This window comes from Aerococcus viridans (assembly GCF_002083135.2).
In the GTDB taxonomy this organism is placed as follows: domain Bacteria; phylum Bacillota; class Bacilli; order Lactobacillales; family Aerococcaceae; genus Aerococcus; species Aerococcus viridans_C.
Genome location: NZ_NBTM02000001.1, coordinates 1,786,860 through 1,812,009 on the forward strand (window position 1 = coordinate 1,786,860; position 25,150 = coordinate 1,812,009).

At 40.6% G+C, this 25,150-nt stretch carries 22 protein-coding genes; 21 read left to right on the forward strand and 1 reads right to left on the reverse strand.

Features of this window, described 5'->3' with window-relative positions; genetic code table 11:
* Positions 1–7: 7 nt before the first annotated feature.
* The 11 genes from A6J77_RS08315 to xerC all read left to right on the forward strand — a co-directional run bounded on the left by A6J77_RS08315 (position 8) and on the right by xerC (position 10,831).
* Positions 8–961 (forward strand): thymidylate synthase, encoded by a 954-nt coding sequence (locus A6J77_RS08315; protein ID WP_083069857.1) that lies wholly within the window; start codon positions 8–10, stop codon positions 959–961.
* Between the two features lie 55 nt (positions 962–1,016).
* Positions 1,017–1,520 (forward strand): dihydrofolate reductase, encoded by a 504-nt coding sequence (locus A6J77_RS08320; RefSeq protein WP_083069859.1) that lies wholly within the window; start codon positions 1,017–1,019, stop codon positions 1,518–1,520.
* A 17-nt stretch (positions 1,521–1,537) separates the two neighbouring features.
* A complete protein-coding gene (locus A6J77_RS08325) occupies positions 1,538–2,191 on the forward strand; it encodes a YpmS family protein (protein ID WP_083069860.1) in 654 nt (217 codons plus the stop codon).
* 24 nt (positions 2,192–2,215) lie between these two features.
* Positions 2,216–2,449, forward strand: a complete 234-nt coding sequence (locus A6J77_RS08330) for a YozE family protein (protein WP_083069861.1) — start codon at positions 2,216–2,218, stop codon at positions 2,447–2,449.
* A gap of 58 nt (positions 2,450–2,507) precedes the next feature.
* The gene (locus A6J77_RS08335) at positions 2,508–4,103 is read left to right on the forward strand and encodes a S41 family peptidase (protein ID WP_083069863.1); all 1,596 of its coding nucleotides are present in this window, start codon (positions 2,508–2,510) and stop codon (positions 4,101–4,103) included.
* 94 nt (positions 4,104–4,197) lie between these two features.
* The gene (lepB, locus tag A6J77_RS08340) at positions 4,198–4,758 is read left to right on the forward strand and encodes a signal peptidase I (protein ID WP_083069865.1); all 561 of its coding nucleotides are present in this window, start codon (positions 4,198–4,200) and stop codon (positions 4,756–4,758) included.
* A 105-nt stretch (positions 4,759–4,863) separates the two neighbouring features.
* Positions 4,864–5,739, forward strand: a complete 876-nt coding sequence (gene ylqF / locus A6J77_RS08345; protein WP_083069868.1) for a ribosome biogenesis GTPase YlqF — start codon at positions 4,864–4,866, stop codon at positions 5,737–5,739.
* Positions 5,740–6,549 carry a ribonuclease HII gene (locus A6J77_RS08350; RefSeq protein ID WP_083069870.1) on the forward strand — a complete coding sequence of 270 codons (810 nt, stop codon included), beginning with the start codon at positions 5,740–5,742 and terminating at the stop codon, positions 6,547–6,549. It abuts the gene before it with no gap.
* A 67-nt stretch (positions 6,550–6,616) separates the two neighbouring features.
* Positions 6,617–7,537 (forward strand): DNA-processing protein DprA, encoded by a 921-nt coding sequence (gene dprA / locus A6J77_RS08355; RefSeq protein ID WP_227645167.1) that lies wholly within the window; start codon positions 6,617–6,619, stop codon positions 7,535–7,537.
* Between the two features lie 195 nt (positions 7,538–7,732).
* Positions 7,733–9,811: a type I DNA topoisomerase gene (topA, locus tag A6J77_RS08360; RefSeq protein WP_083069873.1), complete on the forward strand. Its 2,079-nt coding sequence runs from the start codon at positions 7,733–7,735 to the stop codon at positions 9,809–9,811.
* Between the two features lie 84 nt (positions 9,812–9,895).
* The gene (gene xerC, locus A6J77_RS08365; protein ID WP_083069882.1) at positions 9,896–10,831 is read left to right on the forward strand and encodes a tyrosine recombinase XerC; all 936 of its coding nucleotides are present in this window, start codon (positions 9,896–9,898) and stop codon (positions 10,829–10,831) included.
* Positions 10,832–10,884: 53 nt separating this feature from the next.
* Here the strand turns inward: xerC and plsY are convergent, their stop codons facing one another.
* Complete coding sequence (gene plsY, locus A6J77_RS08370) at positions 10,885–11,487, reverse strand: glycerol-3-phosphate 1-O-acyltransferase PlsY (protein ID WP_083069884.1); 603 nt, start codon at positions 11,485–11,487, stop codon at positions 10,885–10,887.
* Positions 11,488–11,760: 273 nt separating this feature from the next.
* Between plsY and parE the strand changes: the two genes are divergently transcribed.
* The 10 genes from parE to A6J77_RS08415 all read left to right on the forward strand — a co-directional run bounded on the left by parE (position 11,761) and on the right by A6J77_RS08415 (position 25,088).
* The gene (gene parE / locus A6J77_RS08375) at positions 11,761–13,851 is read left to right on the forward strand and encodes a DNA topoisomerase IV subunit B (protein ID WP_193756677.1); all 2,091 of its coding nucleotides are present in this window, start codon (positions 11,761–11,763) and stop codon (positions 13,849–13,851) included.
* The gene (gene parC / locus A6J77_RS08380) at positions 13,851–16,313 is read left to right on the forward strand and encodes a DNA topoisomerase IV subunit A (protein ID WP_083069889.1); all 2,463 of its coding nucleotides are present in this window, start codon (positions 13,851–13,853) and stop codon (positions 16,311–16,313) included. Before parE ends, parC begins: the two co-directional genes overlap by 1 nt.
* Before the next feature lie 205 nt (positions 16,314–16,518).
* Complete coding sequence (locus A6J77_RS08385) at positions 16,519–17,700, forward strand: acetyl-CoA C-acetyltransferase (protein ID WP_083069890.1); 1,182 nt, start codon at positions 16,519–16,521, stop codon at positions 17,698–17,700.
* A 120-nt stretch (positions 17,701–17,820) separates the two neighbouring features.
* Positions 17,821–18,672: an aldo/keto reductase gene (locus tag A6J77_RS08390; protein WP_083069901.1), complete on the forward strand. Its 852-nt coding sequence runs from the start codon at positions 17,821–17,823 to the stop codon at positions 18,670–18,672.
* Positions 18,673–18,804: 132 nt separating this feature from the next.
* Complete coding sequence (locus A6J77_RS08395; protein ID WP_083069904.1) at positions 18,805–19,734, forward strand: manganese-dependent inorganic pyrophosphatase; 930 nt, start codon at positions 18,805–18,807, stop codon at positions 19,732–19,734.
* A 106-nt stretch (positions 19,735–19,840) separates the two neighbouring features.
* The gene (locus tag A6J77_RS09465; RefSeq protein ID WP_227645168.1) at positions 19,841–20,086 is read left to right on the forward strand and encodes a hypothetical protein; all 246 of its coding nucleotides are present in this window, start codon (positions 19,841–19,843) and stop codon (positions 20,084–20,086) included.
* Positions 20,087–20,143: 57 nt separating this feature from the next.
* Entirely contained in the window at positions 20,144–20,695 is a 552-nt protein-coding gene (locus tag A6J77_RS08400) for a potassium transporter TrkG (protein WP_227645169.1), read from the forward strand.
* A gap of 240 nt (positions 20,696–20,935) precedes the next feature.
* Entirely contained in the window at positions 20,936–22,462 is a 1,527-nt protein-coding gene (glpK, locus tag A6J77_RS08405; RefSeq protein ID WP_083069907.1) for a glycerol kinase GlpK, read from the forward strand.
* Positions 22,463–22,483: 21 nt separating this feature from the next.
* The gene (gene glpO, locus A6J77_RS08410; protein WP_083069908.1) at positions 22,484–24,319 is read left to right on the forward strand and encodes a type 1 glycerol-3-phosphate oxidase; all 1,836 of its coding nucleotides are present in this window, start codon (positions 22,484–22,486) and stop codon (positions 24,317–24,319) included.
* 64 nt (positions 24,320–24,383) lie between these two features.
* Positions 24,384–25,088 (forward strand): MIP/aquaporin family protein, encoded by a 705-nt coding sequence (locus A6J77_RS08415; protein WP_083069911.1) that lies wholly within the window; start codon positions 24,384–24,386, stop codon positions 25,086–25,088.
* Positions 25,089–25,150: the final 62 nt, after the last annotated feature.

A 25,150-nucleotide genomic window follows, 5' to 3' on the forward strand; every position in this document is an offset into this window, starting at 1 on the left:
GGGGGCAATGATTTTGGCAAAGCAATACTTAGATTTTCTACAACACATTTTAGATAATGGGCAAGATAAGAGCGACCGTACGGGGGTAGGTACCAGATCAGTTTTCGGTTACCAAATGCGTTTTGATTTAAGGGAAGGATTTCCTTTATTAACGACTAAAAAAGTACCTTTTGGTTTAATCAAGAGTGAATTGTTATGGTTCCTAAAAGGGGATACCAATATCCGCTATTTACTAGAAAATAACAACCACATCTGGGATGAATGGGCTTTTAAACGCTGGGTTGAATCAGATGCTTATCAAGGACCAGATATGACGGACTTTGGTTTACGAGCTGACGCTGACCCAGAATTTAAAAAGGTCTACCAAGAAGTGAAACAAGAATTTTGCCAACGCGTCCTAGAAGATGATGATTTCGCTAAAGAATTTGGTGAATTAGGTAATGTTTACGGTAAACAATGGCGTCATTGGGAAACGCGTGAGGGTGATTCCATTGACCAAATCGCTAATATTATCGACCAATTGAAACATAACCCAGATTCACGTCGGATTATGCTTTCAGCCTGGAATCCAGAAGATGTGCCTGATATGGCTTTACCACCTTGTCATACAATGAGTCAATTCTACGTTCAAGATGGTAAGTTATCTTGCCAACTCTACCAACGTTCTGGCGATGCCTTCCTAGGTGTACCATTCAATATCGCCTCTTATGCTTTATTAACACATTTATTGGCACGTGAGGCAGGATTAGAGGTTGGTGACTATGTTCATACCTTTGGCGATGCGCATATTTACAACAACCATTTTGACCAAGTATATGAACAATTAAGTCGTCAACCACTTGACCTACCAACTTTAGAAATTGGTGGCGAAGGTAAATCCATCTTTGATCTAGAAAAAGATGATATTAAAGTTAAAGGTTATAAAGCTCATGATGCAATTAAGGCACCAGTAGCGGTATAATAATAGATAACGATCAAGACCTATTTCTGTCACAAGTTGATAAGGAGGAATTACTATGTTAATTGCAATCTGGGCACAAGATATCAACCATTTAATCGGAAAAGGTGGCAAACTACCTTGGCACTTACCAAACGACTTGAAGTTCTTTAAAGAACAAACAATTGGTAAGACTGTTGTGATGGGGCGTAAGACATACGCAGGTTTGAATTATAAGCCGTTACCAAACCGTCATAATATTATTATTACCCGCCAGAAATCACCTTTTGAATCAGACTATGACCAAACGGATGTTGAATTAACCGATTCTATCGATAACATCTTGGCGCTAGCTGAAAAAGAAGATGTGATTATTATGGGTGGCCAGTCTATTTACCGCCTATTTTGGCCTTATATTTCTGAATTACGCGTGACAACAATTAACCATGAATTTGATGGGGATGTCCATTTTGACCCGAACCTAGATGACTTTGAAGCTTACGAGGTTATCGAAGGGGTGGTGGATGAGAAGAATGCCTACCCACACAAATCCGTATTCTACCGAAAAGAAGACGAGGACTAGAAGAAGGAGTAGGTTATTTGGCTAAACAAAATAACACTAAGACGAAGAAACCATTAAATCCTTGGAAGTGGGCTTTTTGGTTATTACTATTGGCAATTTTGATACCTGTAGTTGCTTTTTACCTGTATATACAAACAGCTGATCAAGAAACTGCCAGCGTGGGTGAACCAGCAACGACAGAAGAAGTGAGTGATGAAACGATCACAGCAGAAGCCAACCTGTCGACTGTTTCCTTTAACCGACTAGTATCAGCAGTGATTGGTGGGGATGATGTGCCTTATCAGTTAACGGTGGATGACGAAGTGTCATTTGCTGGTACGATAGACGCTTGGGGGACTGAAGGGGCTTATACTATGCAAGGGCAGCCGTCAGTCATGGAAGATGGGAATATTGCTATTGACGTGACCAATATTGAATTAGCGGGCTTACAATTGCCAACCTCAACAGTATTGGCCATTTTCCAATTGACCTTACCTACAGATTTACCGCTACAAGTATTATCCGGTGAAGAGCAAATTATTATCCGATTGGACCAAGTGTCTGAAGACATGGATTTCGCTATCCGGGCCAGCGATATTGATTTAGCTAACGATGAAATCAACATCTTACTGGATGTGCCATTGACTTATATCGAGGAACAAATCGGGACAGAGGCGGAAAGTAACCAGTAATATAGTCAACAATTAGAAAGAGTGATGATTACGCAGTCCTTTTATCATTATGTACAAATATTTAGAAATGCCGATTTACTAGAGAGTGACCAGCAGGCGCAGTTTGCTGAGCTGGTCTTTTTAGATGGCGATTTTCCGAAATCAGCTAGCGATTTTGAAACAATTAGCAATTATATTGAATTAAACCAACGCTATTCTGACTACGTATCGACATTTGATGAAGCCTGGCAATCCTACGCCGATAAATACCAAGTGTAGGAGGAAATATTGGGTAAATATTTGAAACCAACATGTCTATCAGAAAGTAGTGAATCATATGTCAGAAAATGAAGATTTAAAAAACAAAGAAAATAATAAAAATAGTAATGAAGAATTAGATAAAAAAGCAGTTACTGAGGAAGAAATCCATTCAAATGGTCAAAACCAAACTGATGCAAGTGGTTTAGACGGACATGATCTGGGTAATGACCAAAAACCTAAAAAACGTGGTGTTTCTTGGCTAGTATATATCCTGACCATCCTTATCGTTGGTGGGGGAACTTTTGTTGGGACATCTTACGTCTTAACTGGCCGTTTACCTGGTCAAAGTGTTATTACAGGGTCTTCAAGTACGGCGCTAACCACCAGTGAAATCCAGAAAATTCAAGCTGGCTTCTCTACCATTGTGGGAGACTACGTGGAAGATGTGGACCGAGATGCGGTGGTTGACGGGGCTATATCTGGGATGACAGAAGTCCTAGAAGACCCATATTCTCAGTATTTAACCGACCAATCTGCCCAACAATTAGATGAAACCATCGAAGGCTCATTTGAAGGTATCGGGGCTGAAATCATGGAAAAAGACGACTACATTCAAATTGTCAGCCCAATTAAAGGGTCTCCTGCTGAAGAAGCCGGCTTAATGGCCAATGATATCATCACAGCCGTTGACGGAGAGTCTATTCAAGGCTATACCGCAACCGAAGCAGTCGCTTTAATCCGCGGTGAAGCGGGCAGTGATGTCGTTTTAACGATTCAACGTGGTGAAGATAGTTTTGACGTGACCGTCACTAGAGATACCGTTCCAATTCAAACCGTTTATTATGAAATGTTAGAAGGGCAAGATAACACTGGTTATGTTCAAATTACTAGTTTTTCGACCCCAACATACGACGAATTGGTTGCAGCTATTGAAGATTTAAGATCACAAGGGGCGGAGAAATTTGTCCTAGACGTTCGCAGTAACCCAGGTGGTTTATTAACTTCTGCCCTACAAATCGCCAATATGTTCCTAAATGATGGGGATACCATTATGCAAGTCCAAGAAAAAGATGCGGATCCTTATGTATATGAAGCATCAGACGCTGATTACGGCGACTTCCAAGTTGATGAAGATGTGGTCTTATTAGTAGACGAAGGGTCTGCTTCAGCTTCAGAAATCCTAGCTGCAGCTCTACAAGAATCTGCAGGTGTACCAGTAGTTGGTAGCCAAACATTTGGTAAGGGGACCGTGCAAAATGTCTTCTCCCTTGAATCTGATTCAGAACTGAAAATTACTATTGCCAAATGGTTAACACCAAATGGTACTTGGATCAATGAAACAGGGGTAACGCCGGATGTTGAAGCTAGCTTACCGGATTATGCATCTCTAACCTTAATTGATACGAGCCAAACTTACCAAGAGGGCGATGTTTCAGAAGCGATTCAAAATATTGAAGCGATTCTAGTGGCTTTAGGCTACCAAGATAGCCAAGTGGATGCTGTTTTTGCAGAGGATACAACTAGTGCTGTGCTAGCTTTCCAAGCGGACCAAGAACTCGCTGAAACAGGTGTGATTGATACGGAAACAGCAAGTGCCATGATTTCGGCTATCCAAGCATTAATTGCTAGTAATGACACCCAACTAGACAAAGCAGTAGAAGTTCTGGAATAATAAGGACAAAAGCGCTAAAATAGTAGGGTGCTATAGGTACAAATGACTATGCTAAAAGAATGGGTAATAGAACCCAGTGAAAAGGATTGACCTTATGAAAAAGTTTTTTGATGAAGTATTTTCAGTTGTGATTTCTGTTGTGATCGCGCTTGTTATCTTCTGGGTGGTTAGAACTTATTTCTTCTATCCCTTTAGAGTAGACGGCGATTCGATGGCTAACACAATGATAGATGGGGACCGGTTTGTCCTAAGTTTAACGGATGAAATTGACCAATCAGATATTGTCGTTTTCCCAGCACCAGATGGGTCTGGCGACGAGTATGTGAAACGGATTATTGGGGTTCCAGGTGACACGATTGAATACAAAGATGATGTTTTATATATCAATGACGAAGCGATTGATGAACCTTATTTAGATTCTATTAAAGAAGACTACTTTGAACGATTCCCAGATGATTCTACTTTCACTAATGACTTCACGCTTGAAGAAATTACGGGTGAAACAACTGTCCCAGAAGGTATGTACTTCGTATTAGGAGACAACCGTGAAGTGTCTCATGACTCACGATACTTCGGCTTTATTGATGCTGATAGCGTGGAAGGAACAACCCACTTTAGATATTGGCCATTTTCCGACTTCGGTAGTGTACAATAAAGTAAATATATAGTAAAAATAGATTTGAAATGTAAAAACAGTAACAAATATGCATTAAAAAGTTGGCGCACTCAGCCAACTTTTTTAAATGAAAGGAGCTTAACCATGGCACATATTCAATGGTATCCTGGCCATATGGCTAAGGCGAAAAAAGAGGTTCAAAGTCAACTTAGCGCAGTGGATATCGTCCTTGAAATTAGGGACGCCCGTATTCCAATAGCCAGTATGAACCCCATGTTAGATGAAATCATAAAAAATAAACGCCACATGATTGTTTTAAATAAACAAGATTTGGCCGACCCCCAACAAACCAAAGAGTGGGTCAAAGCTCTGAGCGGTGAAAACAAATTGGCCATTGCTTTGGATTCTAAAAAATTAGGCGACATGAAAATTTTCCGCCAAGCCCTAAAAGATTTCACCCAAGACATCCAAGACAAATGGCGCAACAAAGGTATTCTACACAAGTCAATCCGAGTAATGGTTATCGGGATTCCAAACGTTGGTAAATCAACCTTTATCAACCAGTTTACCAAGCAAAAGAAAGCCCAAGTAGGGAATAAACCAGGGGTTACTAAAGGTCAACAATGGATTAAAATCGATGAAGATTTTGAACTATTGGACACACCAGGTATTTTATGGCCGAAATTTGAAGACCAGGAAGTAGCTGACAAATTGGCCCTAACTGGTGGGATTAAAGACACCCATTTCTACAAGGATGATGTGGCCTTATTCGCCCTAGAATTCTTCCTACATCATTACCCGGATGCCATCAGCAACCACTACCCAATCAAGGCTGAAGACGTCCATCCGCCTTATCCTGACCTACTCATGGCCTTAACTAAGCGTATGGGCATGTTAGAAGACTACGACCGGGCTTCAGACAAGATTATCCGTGACTATCGAGACGGTAAGTTGGGCCGCATGACCCTAGACCGGATTGAAGAATACCAAATTTCAGAAAATATTGAGGTAAGTGATTAAATGACCGATGACAAAAAGACAGCCTTTGACCTCGCTGACTTGAGCAATTTAAAAATCGGCCAAATTCAAGCCTACTTGGCCTCAAGTGAGATTGATCCAGTCTACGTACAGGCCTTACGAGAAGATAGCCGCAAAGGGGTGCAGACTGCCTTATTACGCTACGACAAGGCCTTACTTAAGCAGCAAGCAATCTCAGACCAAGTTGAACAGCTAAAAATGAAGGAGAATGAATTGCGTCAACAAGGCTACCAATTGATTGCTGGGGTAGATGAAGTTGGACGTGGTCCTTTAGCTGGCCCGGTTGTGACAAGTGCCGTTATTTTGCCTAGTGACATGCCTCCTGTCTACTTTAATGACTCTAAACAGTTATCCCATACAAAACGCCAAGCATTGGTGGCAGATATTGAAAAATATGCTATTGCAAAAACAATCGGGATCCAAACAGCTGAAGAAATTGACCAAACCAACATTTTAATTGCCACAAAGCAAGCCATGATATCTGCTTTAGATCAATTGCATCCGGCACCTGATTATGTCTTGGTCGATGCTGTACATTTGAATGACTACAAGAAGGCGCCGCAAGAGGCCATTATCAAGGGCGACGCGACAGTTTATGCCATTGCAGCAGCCTCCATTTATGCTAAGGAATACCGGGATAAATTGATGGCAGAATACGCAGGCTTATATCCAGGTTACGGCTTTGAAGCCAATGCTGGGTACGGGACTAAACAACACCTAGATGGCCTAGAGAAATACGGTCCAAGTCCAATTCACCGCAAGACTTTTGCACCAGTGAAAAATTATGTATAAAAATCAATCAATCTAAATGGTCAATTTCAACCACCTCCTACGTATATACATGTAAAGGGGTGGTTTTGTGTTATTTGAAATTGAAAATCCGTATATGGATATGATGCTCAAAAATGAGGAAGATGTTTTAGCTATGACAGAATCTATGCTGGTTTATGCCTTTGAATCTGGTCTATTTACCTACCGGGAATTGGCCGATATCATTCAAGCCCAAGTGACTAGTGTTGAAGACTTAGACAGGCATATTCATGGAATCCAAGATACGCAAAAAATAAAGGCCTGGGGGCGATTTAAGCAAAAGTATTCACTTGCTTATTTTAGAAAATTGTACGAAAGCTACCATATTCATCCGGTGACCATCCTTAGTACGCAAACATATCCAAAGGCCTTACTGCAAACATACCAACCTAATTTAGTTTTATTTTGTCAGGGCGATTTAGCTATTTTTCAAAAACCTGCTATGGCTGTTGTAGGATCAAGAAAAATGTCTGTCTACGGTAAAGCAGCTATTGACCAACTGATCCCTAAATTAAGTGAAGCCTTGGTTATTGTCTCTGGCTTAGCCAAAGGGGTGGATGCCTATACCCACCAAGCAGCCATGCCTGGGGGCGAAACCATTGCGGTTATTGGGACGGGCTTACTGACCACCTACCCGAGTGAACACCACAAATTGCAGGCAAAAATTGCCCATGACCATTTACTCGTTTCACCGCTACCCAACCACGCTAAAATTCAACGCTGGCATTTCCCTTACCGGAATCTAGCTATTGCCGGACTCAGTCAAGCGACGATGGTTATTGAGGCGGCAGAAAAATCTGGTTCTTTAATAACGGCTAATTATGCCTTACAAGAAAATAGACTGGTTTTTGCAGTGCCAGGGCCTATTTCGAACCCTTTATCCGCAGGGACCAACCAATTAATTTACTACGGTGCCACACCGGCATTACAGGCTTCAGAAATATTGCGCGACTTATTTTTCAATGTATAGAAAAACTTAATTTTTGCCTTTGAATTTGTCAACAAACAACTTTCTTCTATATAAATTGTGCATTTATTGCTTGCTTATTTTATCTTTAGGTTATATATTCATTTGTAGCTATTAATTTTCATATTTGACAAAAGCTATTCTTCTAGCATAATATGTAAAGCGATTTAGAAATGGATATCAGAAAGGAGCTTGTCGTTGGCATATAAATATTTAGTAATCGTAGAATCTCCGACGAAAGCCAAAACTATAGATAAGTACTTAGGCAGAAATTATAGAGTTGTAGCCAGCAAAGGTCATTTACGTGATTTACCAAAATCGCGTATGGGAATTGATATTGAAAATGACTATGAACCGGACTACATCAACATCCGTGGTAAAGGGCCTTTAATCAAAGAGTTACGTAAAGATGCAAAGAAAGCTGAAAAAGTCTTTCTTGCGAGTGACCCGGACCGAGAAGGGGAAGCAATTGCTTTCCATTTAGCCCACATTTTAGGCTTAAACCCTGAAGACCCAATCCGTGTCACCTATAATGAGGTAACCAAAGAAGCTGTTAAAGAGGCGATCGCGAACCCACGTCCAATAAATATGGACCTAGTAGACGCTCAACAAGCACGTCGTGTGTTAGACCGCTTAGTAGGTTACAATTTATCCCCAATGTTATGGAAGAAAGTGAAGAAAGGTTTATCTGCTGGTCGGGTACAATCCGTTGCTTTACATATGATTATCAACCGGGAAAATGAAATCCGTGCTTTCAAACCTGAAGAGTACTGGACAGTTGAAGGGTCATTTATTAAAGACCGTAAGACCTTTAAAGCTAACGCTTCAAAATTCAAGGGTAAAAAACTTGATTTGAAAAACGAAGCGGACGTTAAAGCGTTTATGGCGGAAATTAAAACCCAAGACTTCACTGTTGAAAACGTGACGGAAAAGGAACGTAAGCGTAACCCACAAAAACCTTTTACCACATCATCAATGCAACAAGAAGCGGCGAAAAAATTAAACTTCCGAACCCGTAAAACTATGATGGTGGCCCAACAACTGTATGAAGGGATCAAACTAGCTAGCGGAGCGCCAGTAGGTTTAATTACCTATATGCGTACCGATTCAACCCGTATCTCTGATTCAGCTAAGGCCGGTGCAAAATCATATATTACCAGTACTTATGGTAAGGAATACTTAGGTTACCAACCAGCAAGTAAGCAAGCCCAAGGATCACAAGATGCCCATGAAGCGATTCGTCCTTCATCAGCTGACCGGACGCCGGATGCTGTTAAAGATTACTTGTCTCGTGATCAATTCCGCTTGTATTCATTAATTTGGTCTCGTTTTATGGCCAGTCAAATGGCACCAGCCATCTATGACACTGTATCTGCTGATTTGGTACAAAACGAAGCGACTTTTAGAGCAAATGGTTCTAAAATTAAGTTTGAAGGTTACCAAAAAGTTTATACAGAAGCCAACAACAAAGACAATATCTTACCAGAATTAGTTAACGGTGAAACAGTGAAGTCAAAAGACCTAGAACCAAGTCAACACTTCACCCAACCACCAGCTCGCTATACTGAGGCTTCTTTAATCAAGAAACTAGAAGAAGATGGCGTTGGCCGTCCGTCAACATACTCACCAACCATTGAAACACTGATCAAGCGCTACTACGTAAAATTAGAAGCCAAACGATTTGAACCAACTGAACTAGGTGAAATTGTTGATAAGATGATCACTGAATTCTTCCCAGAAATCGTGGATACGTCTTTTACAGCTGATCTTGAAAAAGAATTAGATGAAATTGAAACGGACCAAAAAGAATGGGTTGAAGTCATCGATGCCTTCTTTAAACCATTCCAAAAAGAGCTGGAAAAAGCGGAAGTGGAAATGGAAAAAATTGAAATTAAAGATGAACCAGCTGGCTTTAAATGTCCAGTTGATGGCGGTGAAATGGTCATTAAAATGGGTCGTTTCGGTAAATTCTATGCCTGCGCCAACTTCCCTGATTGCCGCCACACCGAAGCTATTGTGAAAGAAATTGGTGTAACTTGTCCGAAATGTCATGAAGGTCAAGTAGTTGAACGTAAATCGAAGAAAAATCGTATCTTCTACGGTTGCTCTAGGTACCCAGACTGTGACTTTACTGACTGGAACAAACCAATCGCTCGTGCATGTCCAAAATGTGACCATTACTTGGTTGAGAAGAAAATCCGTGGTGGTAAACAAATCGTTTGTCCAAACGGTGACTACGAAGAAGACGTGCAAAAAGGTGAAGCAGTAGAAGGTTAAGCCTTTTAAAAATGATGTCAAAATTTGAAAACATCCTTTTCGTTGTGGTATATTTTAGCCACTAATAGAGAGGGTGTTTTTTTAATGCCAATAGATGACTTTAAAGGCTTATTCAGCGACTACTTAACCCATGAAAGACAATATTCACTGGAAACCATCAAGGCCTACCTAGCCGATCTAGACAGCTTTCAAGCCTTTATGAAGGATGCGGGTATAGACCAATTAGACCAAGTGGCTTACAGGGATATCCGGATTTATCTAGGTAATCTGCAGCGAGACGGTCTGTCAAGGAAATCTATTTCCCGCCACCTATCCAGTTTGCGTTCTGCCTACAATTTGCTGCTTGACCGTGAATTAGTCAGTGAAAATCCCTTTAATTATGTGAAAACTGCTAAAACAGGCCTTAAATTGCCTGATTTTTTCTATGAATCAGAAATTCAGTCATTATTTGATTCGGTCCAAGGAAACGATCCGATTGCCCTTAGAAACCGCGCCTTATTAGAATTCTTGTACGGGACCGGCGCCCGGGTTTCTGAAGTAAGAGACTTAGCCATCAATCAAGTCGACCTAACAGCAGATATGGTCCTCTTACGCGGGAAAGGCAACAAAGACCGTTATGTACCAATTGGGTCATTTTGCCACGATGCCTTAGTAGATTACCTGGAAAATGGCAGAAGCCAACTCTTGGCTAAGGGCCATTTTGATGATACAGAACACGCGTTCGTATTCGTTAATTACAAGGGCGAACAGTTGACTAGCCAAGGGATTGCTTACATTTTAGACCAAATTGTCAAAAAGTCAGCCACCACTTTGTCCATCCATCCCCATAAATTACGGCATTCATTTGCCACTCATTTACTCAACAATGGGGCGGATATAAGAACTGTTCAAGAGCTACTAGGCCATGCTTCCTTATCCACGACACAAATCTACACCCATTTATCTAAGGAAAAATTGCGGGATAATTACCTACAGTTTCATCCTCATGCCAAACAGAAAAAAGAGCGTCCCAAAGATTAGCTTGTTGAAGTGCTAATCTGGGATCGCTCTTTATTTTATTGATTTTGAGTAATCTATTTTTTCTTGGCTTTGTTTAAACCAAAGGGCACTTTTGACTCTGTCCCTTGACGAATCCGTTTAATGTTATCTTTATGACGGACAACAACCAGGATTAAGACTAAAACAGTCGCAATTGTTAAGCCCAAGTCTTGGTAGAATAAGCTTAAAATCGTTGCAAAAATCACCGCAAAGATAGAGGAGAAGCTTACCATACTTGTGATGAATAAGGATACAAAGAATGATGCGATTGAAATCAAGGCAAATACGGGATGATAGGCTAAAACTACACCAAATGAGGTTGCTACTGCTTTACCACCATTAAATTTCAGGAATAGTGGGAATGAGTGACCAACGATGGCCATACCACCAAATAGTAAAGGGTGTAAGCCAAGATTCAACCAGATGGCTAGTAAGACGGGTATTGCCCCTTTTACCATATCACAGATGAAAACAAGGACGCCTCCAGTGGTCCCAAAAGCTCGGAAGGCATTTGTCGTACCGATATTTCCTGAGCCAAATTGGCGAATATCTTTTTTATAGATGAGTTTGCCGATAACTAAACCAAAGGGAATAGACCCCAATAGGTAAGCGACGACTAGTAATAGAATCGTTAACATGATTTAATTCCTTTCAATAAATCTATGGGCTTCTTACATTATATCATTAATTGGAAAGAATACAGTTATATGAGACAAATTTAAATATAGCAAACCTAATTAGCTAGTTATGAAAATCAAAAATTTTCCCAAGAATATTTTCTTTCTTTCGAATATTTTTAGGCTATAATGGATGAGTTGCTCGCAAATAAATGGGCCTATTGATATTGATTCTATTTGGCAAATCAGCGGTTTTAATATATGATGAAAAAGATTGAAAGTGGGGTAAACGATTTGGCCAAACCAACAAACCAAAATAATAAATCAACTTATGATGAAAGTTCGATCCAGGTATTAGAAGGCCTGGAAGCAGTTAGAAAACGTCCTGGTATGTATATCGGGTCAACAGATGCACGTGGTTTACACCATTTAGTGTATGAGATTGTCGATAACTCAATTGATGAGGCCTTGAGTGGGTATGCTGACCATATTACAGTAACCCTTGCTAAAGACGGTTCAGCAATTGTTACCGATAATGGACGTGGGATGCCGATTGGTAAACATACTAGCGGTAAGCCGACTGTTGAGGTCATCTTAACGGTCCTTCATGCGGGTGGTAAATTCGGTGGTTCAGGTTATAAAACTTCAGGGGGTCTACACGGTGTAGGTTCATCTGTAGTAAATGCCTTGTCCAGCAAATTTATTGCCACAGTTCACCGGGACGGCAAGGAATACCACCAGGAATTTACCAATGGTGGTAAACCAGGCAAACCCAAAACAAAAGCCTTTAAAAGCAAAAACACCGGCACTAAAATCCAATTTTATCCGGATGCTGAAATTTTTGGCAATATTAAATTTGACCCGTCAACTATTCGGGAACACTTACGTGAATCAGCCTTTTTATTAAAAGACTTACGTATCGACTTTATTGATGAAATTAACGAGACTGAGGAAACCTTCCATTATGCAGAAGGGATCAAGGCTTTTGTCGATTACTTAAATGAAGACAAAGACGTTTTACATGATGTCGTCTTTTTCCAAGGGGTTGAAAACGGGATTGAAATTGAATTGGCCTTCCAATATAACGATGGTTATTCGGAAACAGTCTTATCATTCGTCAATAACGTAAGAACTGCAGACGGCGGGACCCATGAATCGGGGATGCGAACAGGTTTAACCAAATCTTTCAATGAGTACGCCCGTAAGGTGGACTTGTTGAAGACTAAAGAAAAGAACCTTGAAGGGTCTGACGTACGAGAAGGGTATACAGCTGTCTTATCGTTACGGGTTCCTGAAGAAATCTTGCAGTTTGAAGGGCAAACCAAGTCTAAATTAGGGACACCACAAGCGCGTTCAGCTTCTGATAAAATCGTATCTGAAAACTTAGCGGTTTACCTAATTGAAAACGGGGAAACAGCACAAATGCTGGTCCGTAAAGCTTTAAAAGCACGTGAAGCGAGAGATGCTGCCCGTAAAGCACGTGAAGCGTCTCGTGGCGCTAAGGGGAAACGTAAGGAAGTCCTATTATCTGGTAAATTAACGCCGGCACAGGGCCGTAATGCCAAGAAGAATGAACTTTTCCTAGTGGAGGGAGATTCTGCCGGTGGTTCTGCTAAACAAGGGCGTGACCGTAAATTCCAGGCTATCTTGCCATTGCGTGGTAAGGTATTAAACACTGAAAAAGCCAGCATTCAAGATATTCTAAAAAATGAAGAGTTGAACACCATCATCTATACCATTGGTGCAGGTGTAGGGGCTGAATTTGAGGTTGAAGATGCTAACTACGATAAAGTCATCATCATGACCGATGCTGATACCGATGGGGCCCATATCCAGGTGCTACTGCTGACCTTCTTCTTCCGCTACATGAAACCTTTAGTAGAGGCTGGTAAAGTCTATCTCGCTATGCCACCATTGTATAAGGTGTCTAAGGGTAAAGGGAAAAACGAGGTCACTGAATATGCTTGGACGGATGACGAGTTAAAAGCTGTGACTGATAAAGTCGGCAAAGGCTATATCTTACAACGGTACAAGGGTTTGGGTGAGATGAATGCGGACCAATTATGGGAAACAACTATGGATCCTGAAACTCGTACCCTAGTCCGGGTAACAATTGACGATTTATCCCTAGCTGAAAGACGGGTATCTGTTTTAATGGGGAACAAGGTTGAACCTAGACGGAAATGGATTGAAGACAATGTGGCCTTCACCATGGATGAGGATGATACCCTACTTGAAAATGTCTCAGATACTGATGCTGGCGACAAGGAAGACGTTGTCGAGATTTTAGAAAACCAAAATCAAACCAGTATCACTGCTAACGAAGATGCGAATGACTTAGCTGGTGGGCAAATTAATTTATTTGATGAAGATGGTGATTATTAATGGTTGAAATTCAAAAATTAACATTAGAAGAGGTAATGGGTGACCGTTTCGGACGGTATTCTAAATACATCATCCAAGACCGGGCGCTACCTGACATTCGGGATGGATTAAAGCCAGTACAACGCCGGATTTTGTTCGCAATGTTTCAGGAGGGGAATACCTCTTCTTCAAACTTCCGTAAATCGGCCAAAACAGTCGGTAATGTAATTGGTAACTACCACCCCCACGGTGATTCATCAGTTTATGATGCCATGGTCCGTATGTCTCAAGACTGGAAGAACCGTGAAGTTTTAGTAGAAATGCACGGGAATAACGGGTCTATGGACGGTGACTCTGCAGCTGCTATGCGGTATACAGAAGCCCGTTTATCGAAGATTGCCGATGAATTATTGCGTGATCTTGATAAAGACACGGTCGAAATGATCCTAAACTTTGATGACACGGCTGAAGAACCAACTGTTTTACCAGCAGGTTTCCCAAACCTATTGGTTAACGGGGCAACTGGTATTTCCGCTGGTTACGCGACTGAAATTCCGCCGCATAATCTAGGTGAAATTATTGATGCAACAACTTACCTAATCGACCATCCAAATGCCACAGTCAATAAGTTGATGGACTTTGTTCCTGGGCCAGATTTCCCAACAGGGGCTATTATCCAAGGGAAAGAGGAGTTGAAGAAAGCTTATACTTCTGGACGCGGGAAAGTCGTTGTTCGGTCTAAGCACCATATTGAAACAGACCGAGGTGGTAAAGAGAAAATCGTGATTACAGAAATTCCATATGAAGTAAATAAGGCTAACCTAGTACGTCGGATGGATGAGTTACGGTTGAATCGGTCGATTGACGGGATTCAAGAAGTCCGCGATGAAACGGACCGTAACGGTCTACAAATCGTGATTGAATTGAAAAAGGATGCGAGTTCTGACGCCATTCTAAATTACTTCTACAAAAATTCTGACCTGCAAATCAACTATAACTTCAACATGGTAGCCATTAATAACCAACGTCCTGAATTAGTCGGGATTAGAGAAGCTTTAAACGCTTATATCGGCCACCGTTATGAAATTATTCGTCGCCGGACAACCTTTGATTTAAACAAGGCCCAACGTCGTTTACATATCGTAGACGGATTGGTCAAAGCCATGACTATTCTAGACCAAGTGATTGCGACGATTAGAAACTCTAAAAATAAATCAGACTCTAAATACAACTTGATTGAAGCTTTTGATTTCTCAGAAGCCCAAGCAGAAGCGATCGTAAGCCTACAATTGTACCGTTTAACCAATACAGACGTTACTGCTTTGGAAAATGAACGCCTACAATTAAACGAGGATATTGCTTCTTACCAAGCGATCTTGTCTGATGATAAAGTCCTTTATGGCCGGATGAAGTCTGAACTAAAAGCGATTAAGAAAGCTTACGCTTCTGAACGTCGTACTGAGATTCAAGACGAAATCCAAGAAGTCATCGTGAAGAAACAATTATTGATTCCTGAAGAAGACGTTGTCGTTGTAGTAACCCGTGGTGGTTATATCAAACGATCTAGTCTGCGATCATTTAAAGCTTCTGGTATTGAAGAAGTCGGTTTACGTGAGGGAGACCATGTCCGATTCCTTGAAAAAATGTCTACTTTGGATCAGTTAGTATTCATAACCAATAAAGGGAACTACATCTTCCAACCAGTTTATGAATTACAAGACATCCGTTGGAAAGACTTAGGGGAGCATATTTCGCAAAGAATTGCCTTTGCGAGTGACGAATCAATTATCGGTGTCTTTAAATACGATGAAAATAGCAAAGATAATCTGTTGCTTGCATCGGCTGCTGGTATGATTAAACAAACGGCATTGTCAGAATTCAAGGAATTCCGCGGTTACAAAAACAAATCATCTTTAGCTATGAATTTATCCTCTGACACTGACCAAGTAATTGGTGTCTACCGTATTGACGGCGCAACTGACCAAAGCCAAGCTCAAGTCATCCTAGTGACGTATTATGGTTTTACCTTAAGATACAGCATTGATGAAATTTCAATTATTGGTGCGCGTGCTAAAGGGGTTAAATCCATTAACTTGAAACAAGATGATTATGTGGTTGGATTGTCCTACGCAGCCGTTCCAGATGACAACTTGCAATTGATGATGGTGACCCAAAGAGGGCATATGAAACGATTGAAATGGGCTGAAATTAACGTTCTTGGTCGTGCTAAACGTGGTTTAGTGGCCTTGAAAGAATTGAAAACAAACCCACATCGTATTATTGCTGCCTTTGAAGTCATTGATACTAAACAGGTATTTGAAGTCATTACAAGCCAATCTCATCGTGAAAACTTTAGAGCAGGTGACGTGGCTATTGCCAACCGTTATTCAAACGGATCTATGCTTGTAGACGAGAAAGACCATGGCCAAATTAGCTTAGTAACGCCGTTAATCGACTTCACGTCTTTTGATCCAGAAAAGTAAATTTTCAATTAAGAATACGAACGTCTGCCAAATTTTTATTGTTTTGGTAGGCGTTTTGTTATAGGCTCAGTTTAGAAAAAAAGACAATTACTTAACTTAGTATTGATAATTAGATATTAATAGCGTTCTTCGCTATAATGAAAGATATGAACATTTATTCGCGTATCTCAATCAAGAAAATGAATAGTTGATAAAGGAGAGTTTTATGGAAGAAGTAGTCATTGTTGCAGCGAAACGTTCTGCAATTGGAAAATTTGGTGGCCAATTTAAAGGCATTTCAGCAGTCGATTTAGGGGTAGAAGTATTAAGAGAAACACTCGCTTCAATTGATTTAGACCCAACAAAAGTTGAACAAGTGATCTTGGGGAATGTATTAAGTGCAGGACTTGGCCAAAACGTTGCCCGCCAAGTTGCCCTAAAATCAGGTTTGTCTAACGAATCAACTGCCGTAACCATTAACCAAGTTTGTGGTTCAGGATTGCGTACTGTCATGATGGGCGCACAAGCTATCATGCTCGGTGACGCTGATATTGTTGTCGCAGGTGGTACGGAAAATATGACTCGTGCACCTTACGTGGTTGATTCCGCTCGTTGGGGTCAGCGTATGGGCAACGGTCAAATGATTGACACTATGCTACACGATGGTCTAACTGATGCCTTCTCAAACGATGCGATGGGGATCACAGCAGAAAATATTGCGGACCAATACGGGATTTCCCGTGAAGCCCAAGATGAATTTGCAGCAGCTAGCCAAGTCAAAGCTGTAGCAGCGAAAGAGGCTGGACGTTTTGTAGAAGAAATTGTCCCAGTGACTATCCAACAAAAAAATGGCACGCAAGTAGTGACTGAAGATGAGGGGCCACGTTCGGGTATTACACCAAAACGTTTGGGTAAATTGCAACCAGCTTTTAAAGAAGAGGGGACAGTGACAGCAGGTAACTCATCAGGTATCAATGATGGGGCAGCAATGCTTGTCTTAATGTCTAAGCGTAAGGCCGATGAACTAGGGCTTAAACCCATGGTATCCATTGCTTCTTACGCAACGGGTGGGGTAGATCCTTCAATTATGGGGACAGGCCCAATCCCAACAACGATCAAGGCCTTAGAAAAGGCCAATATTACAGCAGGAGACCTAGATTTAATTGAGGCCAATGAAGCCTTTGCATCCCAAGCATTATGTGTAACTACAAGCCTAGAATTGCCAGCTGAAAAGGTTAACGTGAACGGTGGGGCAATTGCCCTTGGTCATCCGATTGGTGCGTCAGGCGCCCGTATCTTGGTTACTTTGATCCATGAAATGCAAAAACGTCAGTCAGTTTATGGTTTAGCGACCCTATGTGTGGGCGGCGGTCAAGGGGTATCCGTCATTGTAAAGCAAGCAGTTTAACAAGTAGTGTGCACTAGCCCTTTCTCCAAGATTTAGAGTCCTGCACAAGCAAATGATTTAGTCTTAAATGAGATCATGGTAAACTAAGAGTAGAATTTTGAATTTGAAGGGAGCTATTCGATGACAATACCAACTTATACGGCGCATGACGGGACCCAAGTCCCACAAATCGGCTTTGGTACCTACAAACTTAAAGGATATGATGGGGTAGATTCTATCCAGTCAGCCTTAGAAGCAGGTTACCGTTACCTAGATTCAGCCTACAACTATGAAAATGAAGCAACAGTAGGTGAAGCTATTCGCCGATCTGGTATTCCAAGAGACGAGATCCAAGTGGCTTCAAAATTACCTGGTCGTTACCACAAATACGATGATGCCCTAGTGACTATTCAAGAATCATTAATGCGGGCTAACTTAGACTGCTATGATTTTTATTTGATTCACTGGCCAAATCCAAAAGAAGACACCTATGTTGAAGCTTGGCAAGCACTAATTGAAGCCCAAAGACGTGGCTACATCAAAAATATAGGTGTCAGCAACTTCTTACCAGAACATATTGACCGCATTGAGCGTGAAACTGGCGTCTTACCAGTGGTTAACCAAGTAGAAATGCACCCTTACTTCCAACAAAAAGCGCAACGCGCTTACCATGAGGAGAAGGGCATTATTACTCAATCTTGGTCTCCTTTTGTTCGCGCGAATGAAAAGATTGATAAGTCAGTTCTAGAAAATGAAGACATCAAAGCAGTAGCTGCTAAATACGGTAAGTCTGCTGGTCAAACAATTTTACGCTGGCAAACGCAATTAGGGGCTATGCCAATCCCTAAATCAAGCAAGAAAGCGCGTCAAATCGAAAACTTAGACTTCTTTGACTTCAAACTGGATGAAGAAGACTTGGCCGTATTTGACCGTTTAGATAAGCCAGACGGCCGTGCAGCCAATCAAGATCCAGCGGTGTACCAAGAGTTTTAGGCAAATATGACCTGAAATATAGTCAAAAAATCAGCTTAAAAGGAATTTTTCGGATTTTTCGAAAAGTTCCTTTTTTCGAATTAATCTATGTTAAAATGTGATTATCATTGAATTCAAAAAGGAGCAATAAACGTGAATAAAATTTTAGTTTTCGGACATCAAAATCCAGATACAGATGCTATTACATCTGCTATTTCATATGCCTATTTATTAAACCAACAAGGACTTGAAGCAGAAGCGGTTGCCTTAGGACAAGTTAACGAAGAAACTGCCTATGCCTTGAATGAATTTGGTCAAGTGGCACCACGTGTAATTGAATCTATTGGAACGCAAACAGATACAGTTGCTTTAGTAGACCACAACGAGTCGCAACAATCAGTCGCTGACTTAGCAGAAGTTGAAGTGCATTCAGTTGTTGACCACCACAAAATTGGTGATTTCACAAGTGCCGCACCATTAACTTTCATTGCTAAACCATACGGTTGTTCTCAAACAATTATTTTCGAATTGTTCCAAGAAAAAGGTATCGAAATACCTAAAGAAATCGCTGGTTTAATGCTATCAGCTATCATCTCTGATACTTTATTGTTCAAATCACCAACGACAACGGAAAAAGATCAAGAAGTTGGTTTAGCTTTAGCAGAGATCGCTGGCGTAGATGTTGAAGCTTACGGTTTAGCTTTATTGAAATCAGGTACAAACGTAGACGCTAAATCTGCAAGTGAAATTGCTGATGGCGACGCTAAATCATTTGAAATGGACGACAAACCAGTACGTATTGGTCAAATCAATGTCGTAGATGTTGACGATGTCTTGAAACGTAAAGACGAAGTGATTGCAGCAATGAAAGACTTAGTAGCTGAAAACGAATATGCCGCATTCTTATTAGTGGTAACAAACATTTTAACAAGTGATTCAGAAGGTCTTTTAGTGGGTTCTGAAGACTTTATGCAACATGCTGAACAAGCCTTTGGCGGTCAAGTAAATGACAACCAAATTGCTTTACCAGGCGTTGTATCACGTAAAAAACAAGTTGTACCACCATTACAAGCAACATTTTAATTAAGATTTTTTAAGTAAAATCACGAAGTGCCTCCCAAACAAGTTGTTTAGGGGGGCATTTTGTGCTTTTTTACCATAACTTTTATCGCAAGTTCTAGGAGGGCATATGGATATTGTCGTTGTAGGAGGGGGAAAACTCGGAGAGGACATCCTTCACGGGTTAATTAAAGATGGTCACAACCTGTATCCCGCCTCCATTGCCCAATATGATTCAAGAGTGGTTGAGACGATTTTGATGATCGCCATGTTTACCTTTGGGTTAAATTTCAACTTCTTCTACCTTGCTTACGAAAGACGTTGTAAGGAAATCTTTAAAGACGAAGAGTTGAAATGGTATGTCTATATTATTTAAGGGTTTTTAGCCATTATTTCTTTGGCCTTAATCTCTTATTACGATAACTTCTTCCGCATGATACACGATGTGCTCTTTAATATAGTGTCCATCATGTCAACCACGACTTATACCACAGTAGATATTTTGGAATGGCCGCTAGCTGCCCATACCACCATTCTATTGTTGATGTTTGTCGGTGCCATGTCAGGGTCTACAGCATCGGGTCTAAAAGTTATCCGGATAGGCATTTATTTGCGGTCTATTAAACAGGAAATTCAACATTTACTTGCACCAAATAGGGTGATTCCTATGACCTATAACGGCAAACGTATTGAGAAAAATGTCCACTATGGGATTGTTTACTATCTGATGACCTATCTAGCCGTATTCGTTTTACTCCTAGTGGTTCTGTCATTTGATGCACAGAACTTTTCATCCGCATTCTCAGCGACCATCGCTACTATTTCAAATATCGGTGGGTCTCTTGATTTACTAGGGCCATCACAAGATTATGCGTCCTTGTCTAATTTTTCAAAAATCGTGATGTCAGTAGGTATGATTATCGGCCGTCTAGAAATTTATCCAGTGATCATTTTATTATCCAGATCGACTTGGCGAAAATTCTAACCACCACTTGTATATACAATTTTGTTTTAATCTGATTATAAAAAGGGGATTGTGCTACGAAAGCGCATACCCATTTTTTATATATTTATCGCCACTTCTGGGACTTGGCGCCAATATTTTGAAATGCAGATTTGTATTTTTATTAATCAGATTTCTGGCATTTGTCATTTTTCTGGGTTAAACTTTCTAAGTAATGAAAACGCTTATTTATCCATTGTTTATTAAGTAGGAGGAATTATAATGAGTGAACAAGAAAAATATATCATGGCGATTGACCAAGGGACAACTTCATCACGTGCAGTAATTTACAACCATAAGGCCGAACCTATTGCTTCAAGTCAGAAAGAGTTTGAGCAAATTTTCCCTAAATCTGGTTGGGTAGAACACAATGCGATTGAAATTTGGAACTCAGTACAGGCAGTAATCGCTGGTGCATTTATTGATGGTGGTTTACGTCCTGATCAAATCGCTGGTATTGGGATTACTAACCAACGTGAAACAACTGTTGTTTGGGACAAAAAAACGGGTAGACCAATCTATAACGCAATCGTTTGGCAGTCTCGTCAGTCCGCGCCAATTAGTGATAACTTAATTGAGCAAGGGTTAAAAGACAAAATTCAACAACATACTGGTCTAGTGGTTGACGCTTATTTCTCTGCAACTAAGATCCGCTGGATTTTAGACCATGTTGACGGCGCTCAAGAGCGCGCAGAGAGAGGCGAATTATTATTTGGTACTATTGATACTTGGTTACTTTGGAAATTAACTAATGGTGAAGTTCACGCGACTGACTACTCAAATGCTTCTCGTACGATGCTAATGAACATTGAAAAGCTTGAGTGGGACGAGGAAATGTTAGCTATGTTAGACATTCCGAAAGCCATGATGCCAGAAATTCGCTCAAACTCAGAGGTTTACGGACATACTGTTGGCTTCCATTTCTATGGCTACGAAGTACCAATTTCTGGTATGGTAGGGGACCAACAAGGGGCATTATTTGGTCAATTAGCAACTGAAGAGGGTACAGTGAAATCAACTTACGGTACTGGTGCCTTCATTGTGATGAACGCGGGTAGCGAGTTAAAACTATCTCAGAATAACCTGTTAACAACAGTTGGTTTCGTGATTGGTGACAAGGTAACTTACGCCTTAGAAGGGTCTGTATTCGTGGCTGGTTCAGCTATTCAATGGATCCGCGATGGTTTAGAGTTAATTGATAATGCAGCTGAAACTGAAGCTTTAGCCTACCAATCAACAAATGAAGATGAAGTTTACTTAGTACCAGCCTTTACTGGTTTAGGGGCGCCATACTGGGATTCTGATGCTCGTGGTGCTGCATTTGGTATCACACGTGGAACAACAAAAGCTGACTTCGCCAAAGCAACTTTACAATCAATTGCATACCAAGTTCGTGATATTACTGATACAATGAATAAGGATACTGGTATCGATATTCCATTACTAAAAGTTGATGGTGGTGCAGCAATGAATGGTTATTTGATGCAGTTCCAATCAGATATTACAGGTATCGAAATTGCTCGAGCTGCAAACCTTGAAACAACAGCTTTGGGTGCTGCTTATCTAGCAGGGTTAGCAGTTGGTTACTGGAAAGATATCGATGAATTGAAATCGTTTACCCAACCAGGACAGATTTTCAAACCTAAGATGAATGACTCACATAAAGAAGATCTATATTCGGGTTGGACAAATGCAGTTCGTGCTACACGTGCCTACTCACAATATTTTAAAGAAGAAACTAACGACTAATACATAGGAGGTATAGTTTAAATGTCTAAATTATCATTTAAGTATAGAAAAGAAACAGTCGAACAATTAAAAGAAAACCAATATGATTTATTCATTATTGGAGGTGGTATCACAGGTGCAGGTGTAGCGATTCAAGCCGCTGCATCAGGCCTAAAAACAGCCTTGGTGGACATGCAAGACTTCTCTGAAGGGACTTCAAGTCGTTCTACGAAATTAGTACACGGGGGTATCCGTTACTTGAAAAATTTCGACCTAGAAGTGGTTTCAGATACAGTAACTGAGCGTGCAACTGTACATAACATTGCACCACATATCCCGCAACCAGATCCAATGTTAATGCCTTTATATGACGAACCAAAAGTTACTTTCAATCCATTACGCTTACAAATCGCTATGGATATCTATGACTCACTAGCTGGTGTAAAAGATTCTCAATACGCCAACGAAATGTTGTCTAAAGATGAAGTTTTAAGTCGTCAACCAGACTTAATGGCTGAAGGTTTAATCGGTGGTGGTAAATACCTAGATTTCAACAACAATGACTCACGTTTAGTAATTGAAAATATCAAACAGGCAAACGATGATGGCGCTGATTTATTAAGCCACGCTAAAGTTGTTGGTTTTGAATATGAAAATGACAAAATCGTTGCGGTTAAAGTTGAAGATTTACTATCTGGTGAAACGTTTACTGTGAAATCTCACGTTGTGATCAACACGACTGGTCCTTGGTCAGATACAATCCGTCAATTAGATGGGTCTGATGAGAAACCAGCGCAAATGCGTCCAACAAAAGGTGTGCATTTTGTCGTAGATAAATCTAAATTGACAGTATCGCAACCAATTTACTTTGACACAGGCGAACAAGATGGCCGTATGGTCTTTGTTTTACCTCGTGAAAATAAAACTTACTTTGGTACAACAGATACTGACTACACAGGTGATTTTGAAAACCCAACAGTGACTCAAGAAGACGTTGATTACCTATTACGTGTTGTTAACCACCGCTTCCCATATGCCAACTTATCTATCAATGATATTGAAGCTTCATGGGCAGGTTTACGACCTTTAATTGATTCAAATAACGCCTCTGACTACAATGGTGGTGACGCTGGTCGTTTATCAGAACGTACATTTGACGAATTAGTGGCTTTATTCGATGACTACAGCAAAGATAAAGTTGAACGTAGCGCGGTTGAAGATAAATTACAAGATTTAGGCTCTAATACTTCTGAACGTGGTGATGGAAGCCCATCAAGCGTATCACGTGGCTCAGACTTATCTATTTCTGACTCAGGATTATTTACATTAGCTGGTGGTAAAATCACTGACTACCGTAAGATGGCTAAAGGAGCAATGGAAAAAATAATCCCTGCTGTAGCTGACCTTACTGGTAAAAACTATGATTTAGTACAGTCATCGACTTACCCAGTATCTGGTGGTCAATTTGATCCAAATAGCTATGAAACTGCTATGGAAACTTTTGCCAATGTAGGTGTAGCTCGTGGTTTAACTTACGGACAGTCACTTAAATTAGCTAAATTGTATGGTTCAAATATGAACCGTGTGATTTCATACCTACCAGTAGCCAAAGAATATGCAGCAAAATATGACTATCCAGTTGATATTGCTGTCAGTCTAATTTACGCCTTAGAGGAAGAAGGGGTATACACACCATCAGACTTCTTCGCTCGTCGTACAACATTAATGTTGTTCCAACACGACAAGATGCTTGAAGTGAAAGATGCTGTAAGCCAAACAATCGTTGATTACTTTGAATTAGACCAAGCAAGCGCAGACCAACAAACAGCCGCTTTAGATGCTGAAATTGCTAAGGCTGAATTACAGTACTTAAAATAATTTATATTTTAGCGTAAAAATTCTATAAATAATATATTTTAATAAAAACACAGGAGGTTTTGATATGGATGGATTTATTGGTGAATTAATTGGTACTTTTTTACTGGTCTTATTAGGGTGTGGGGTTAATGCTGGTGTAAACTTAAACAAATCGAATTCCAAAGAAAGTGGATGGATTGTTATTACCATGGGTTGGGCTTTAGCTGTAACTATTGGTGTATACGCTTCTGGTTTCTTGTCAGACGCCCACTTAAACCCAGCGGTTACTATTGCTTTCGCTGTAAACGGTTCATTTGCTTGGGCTGAAGTGATCCCTTATATTGCTGGTCAAATGATTGGGGCAATTCTAGGTGCTACGACAGTTTGGTTAGCTTACCACGAGCAATTTGAAGCAACTAACGAAGAAGGTTCAATCTTAGGTACTTTCGCAACTGGTCCTCAAGTTGAAAGTCCTGTATGGAACCTAATGACTGAAATCATTGGTACCGCTGTTTTGGTTATTGGTGTTATGGCCTTAGGTGCAAACCAAATTTCAGACGGTTTAAACCCAATGATCGTTGGTATCATAGTAGGGGCGGTAGGACTTTCATTAGGTGGTCCTACGGGATACGCCATCAACCCGGCTCGTGACTTAGGTCCTCGTATTGCCCATGCCTTCCTACCAATTTCAGGTAAGGGTGGTTCTAACTGGGGCTACGCTTGGGTTCCAATTGTAGGTCCTATCATTGGTGCAATCATTGCAGCCTTAGTATATAACTTGGTATTATAATAAAATTTTAAGTATACAAAAAATCCAGAACAAACGTTCTGGATTTTTTTTGGTTATTTTTA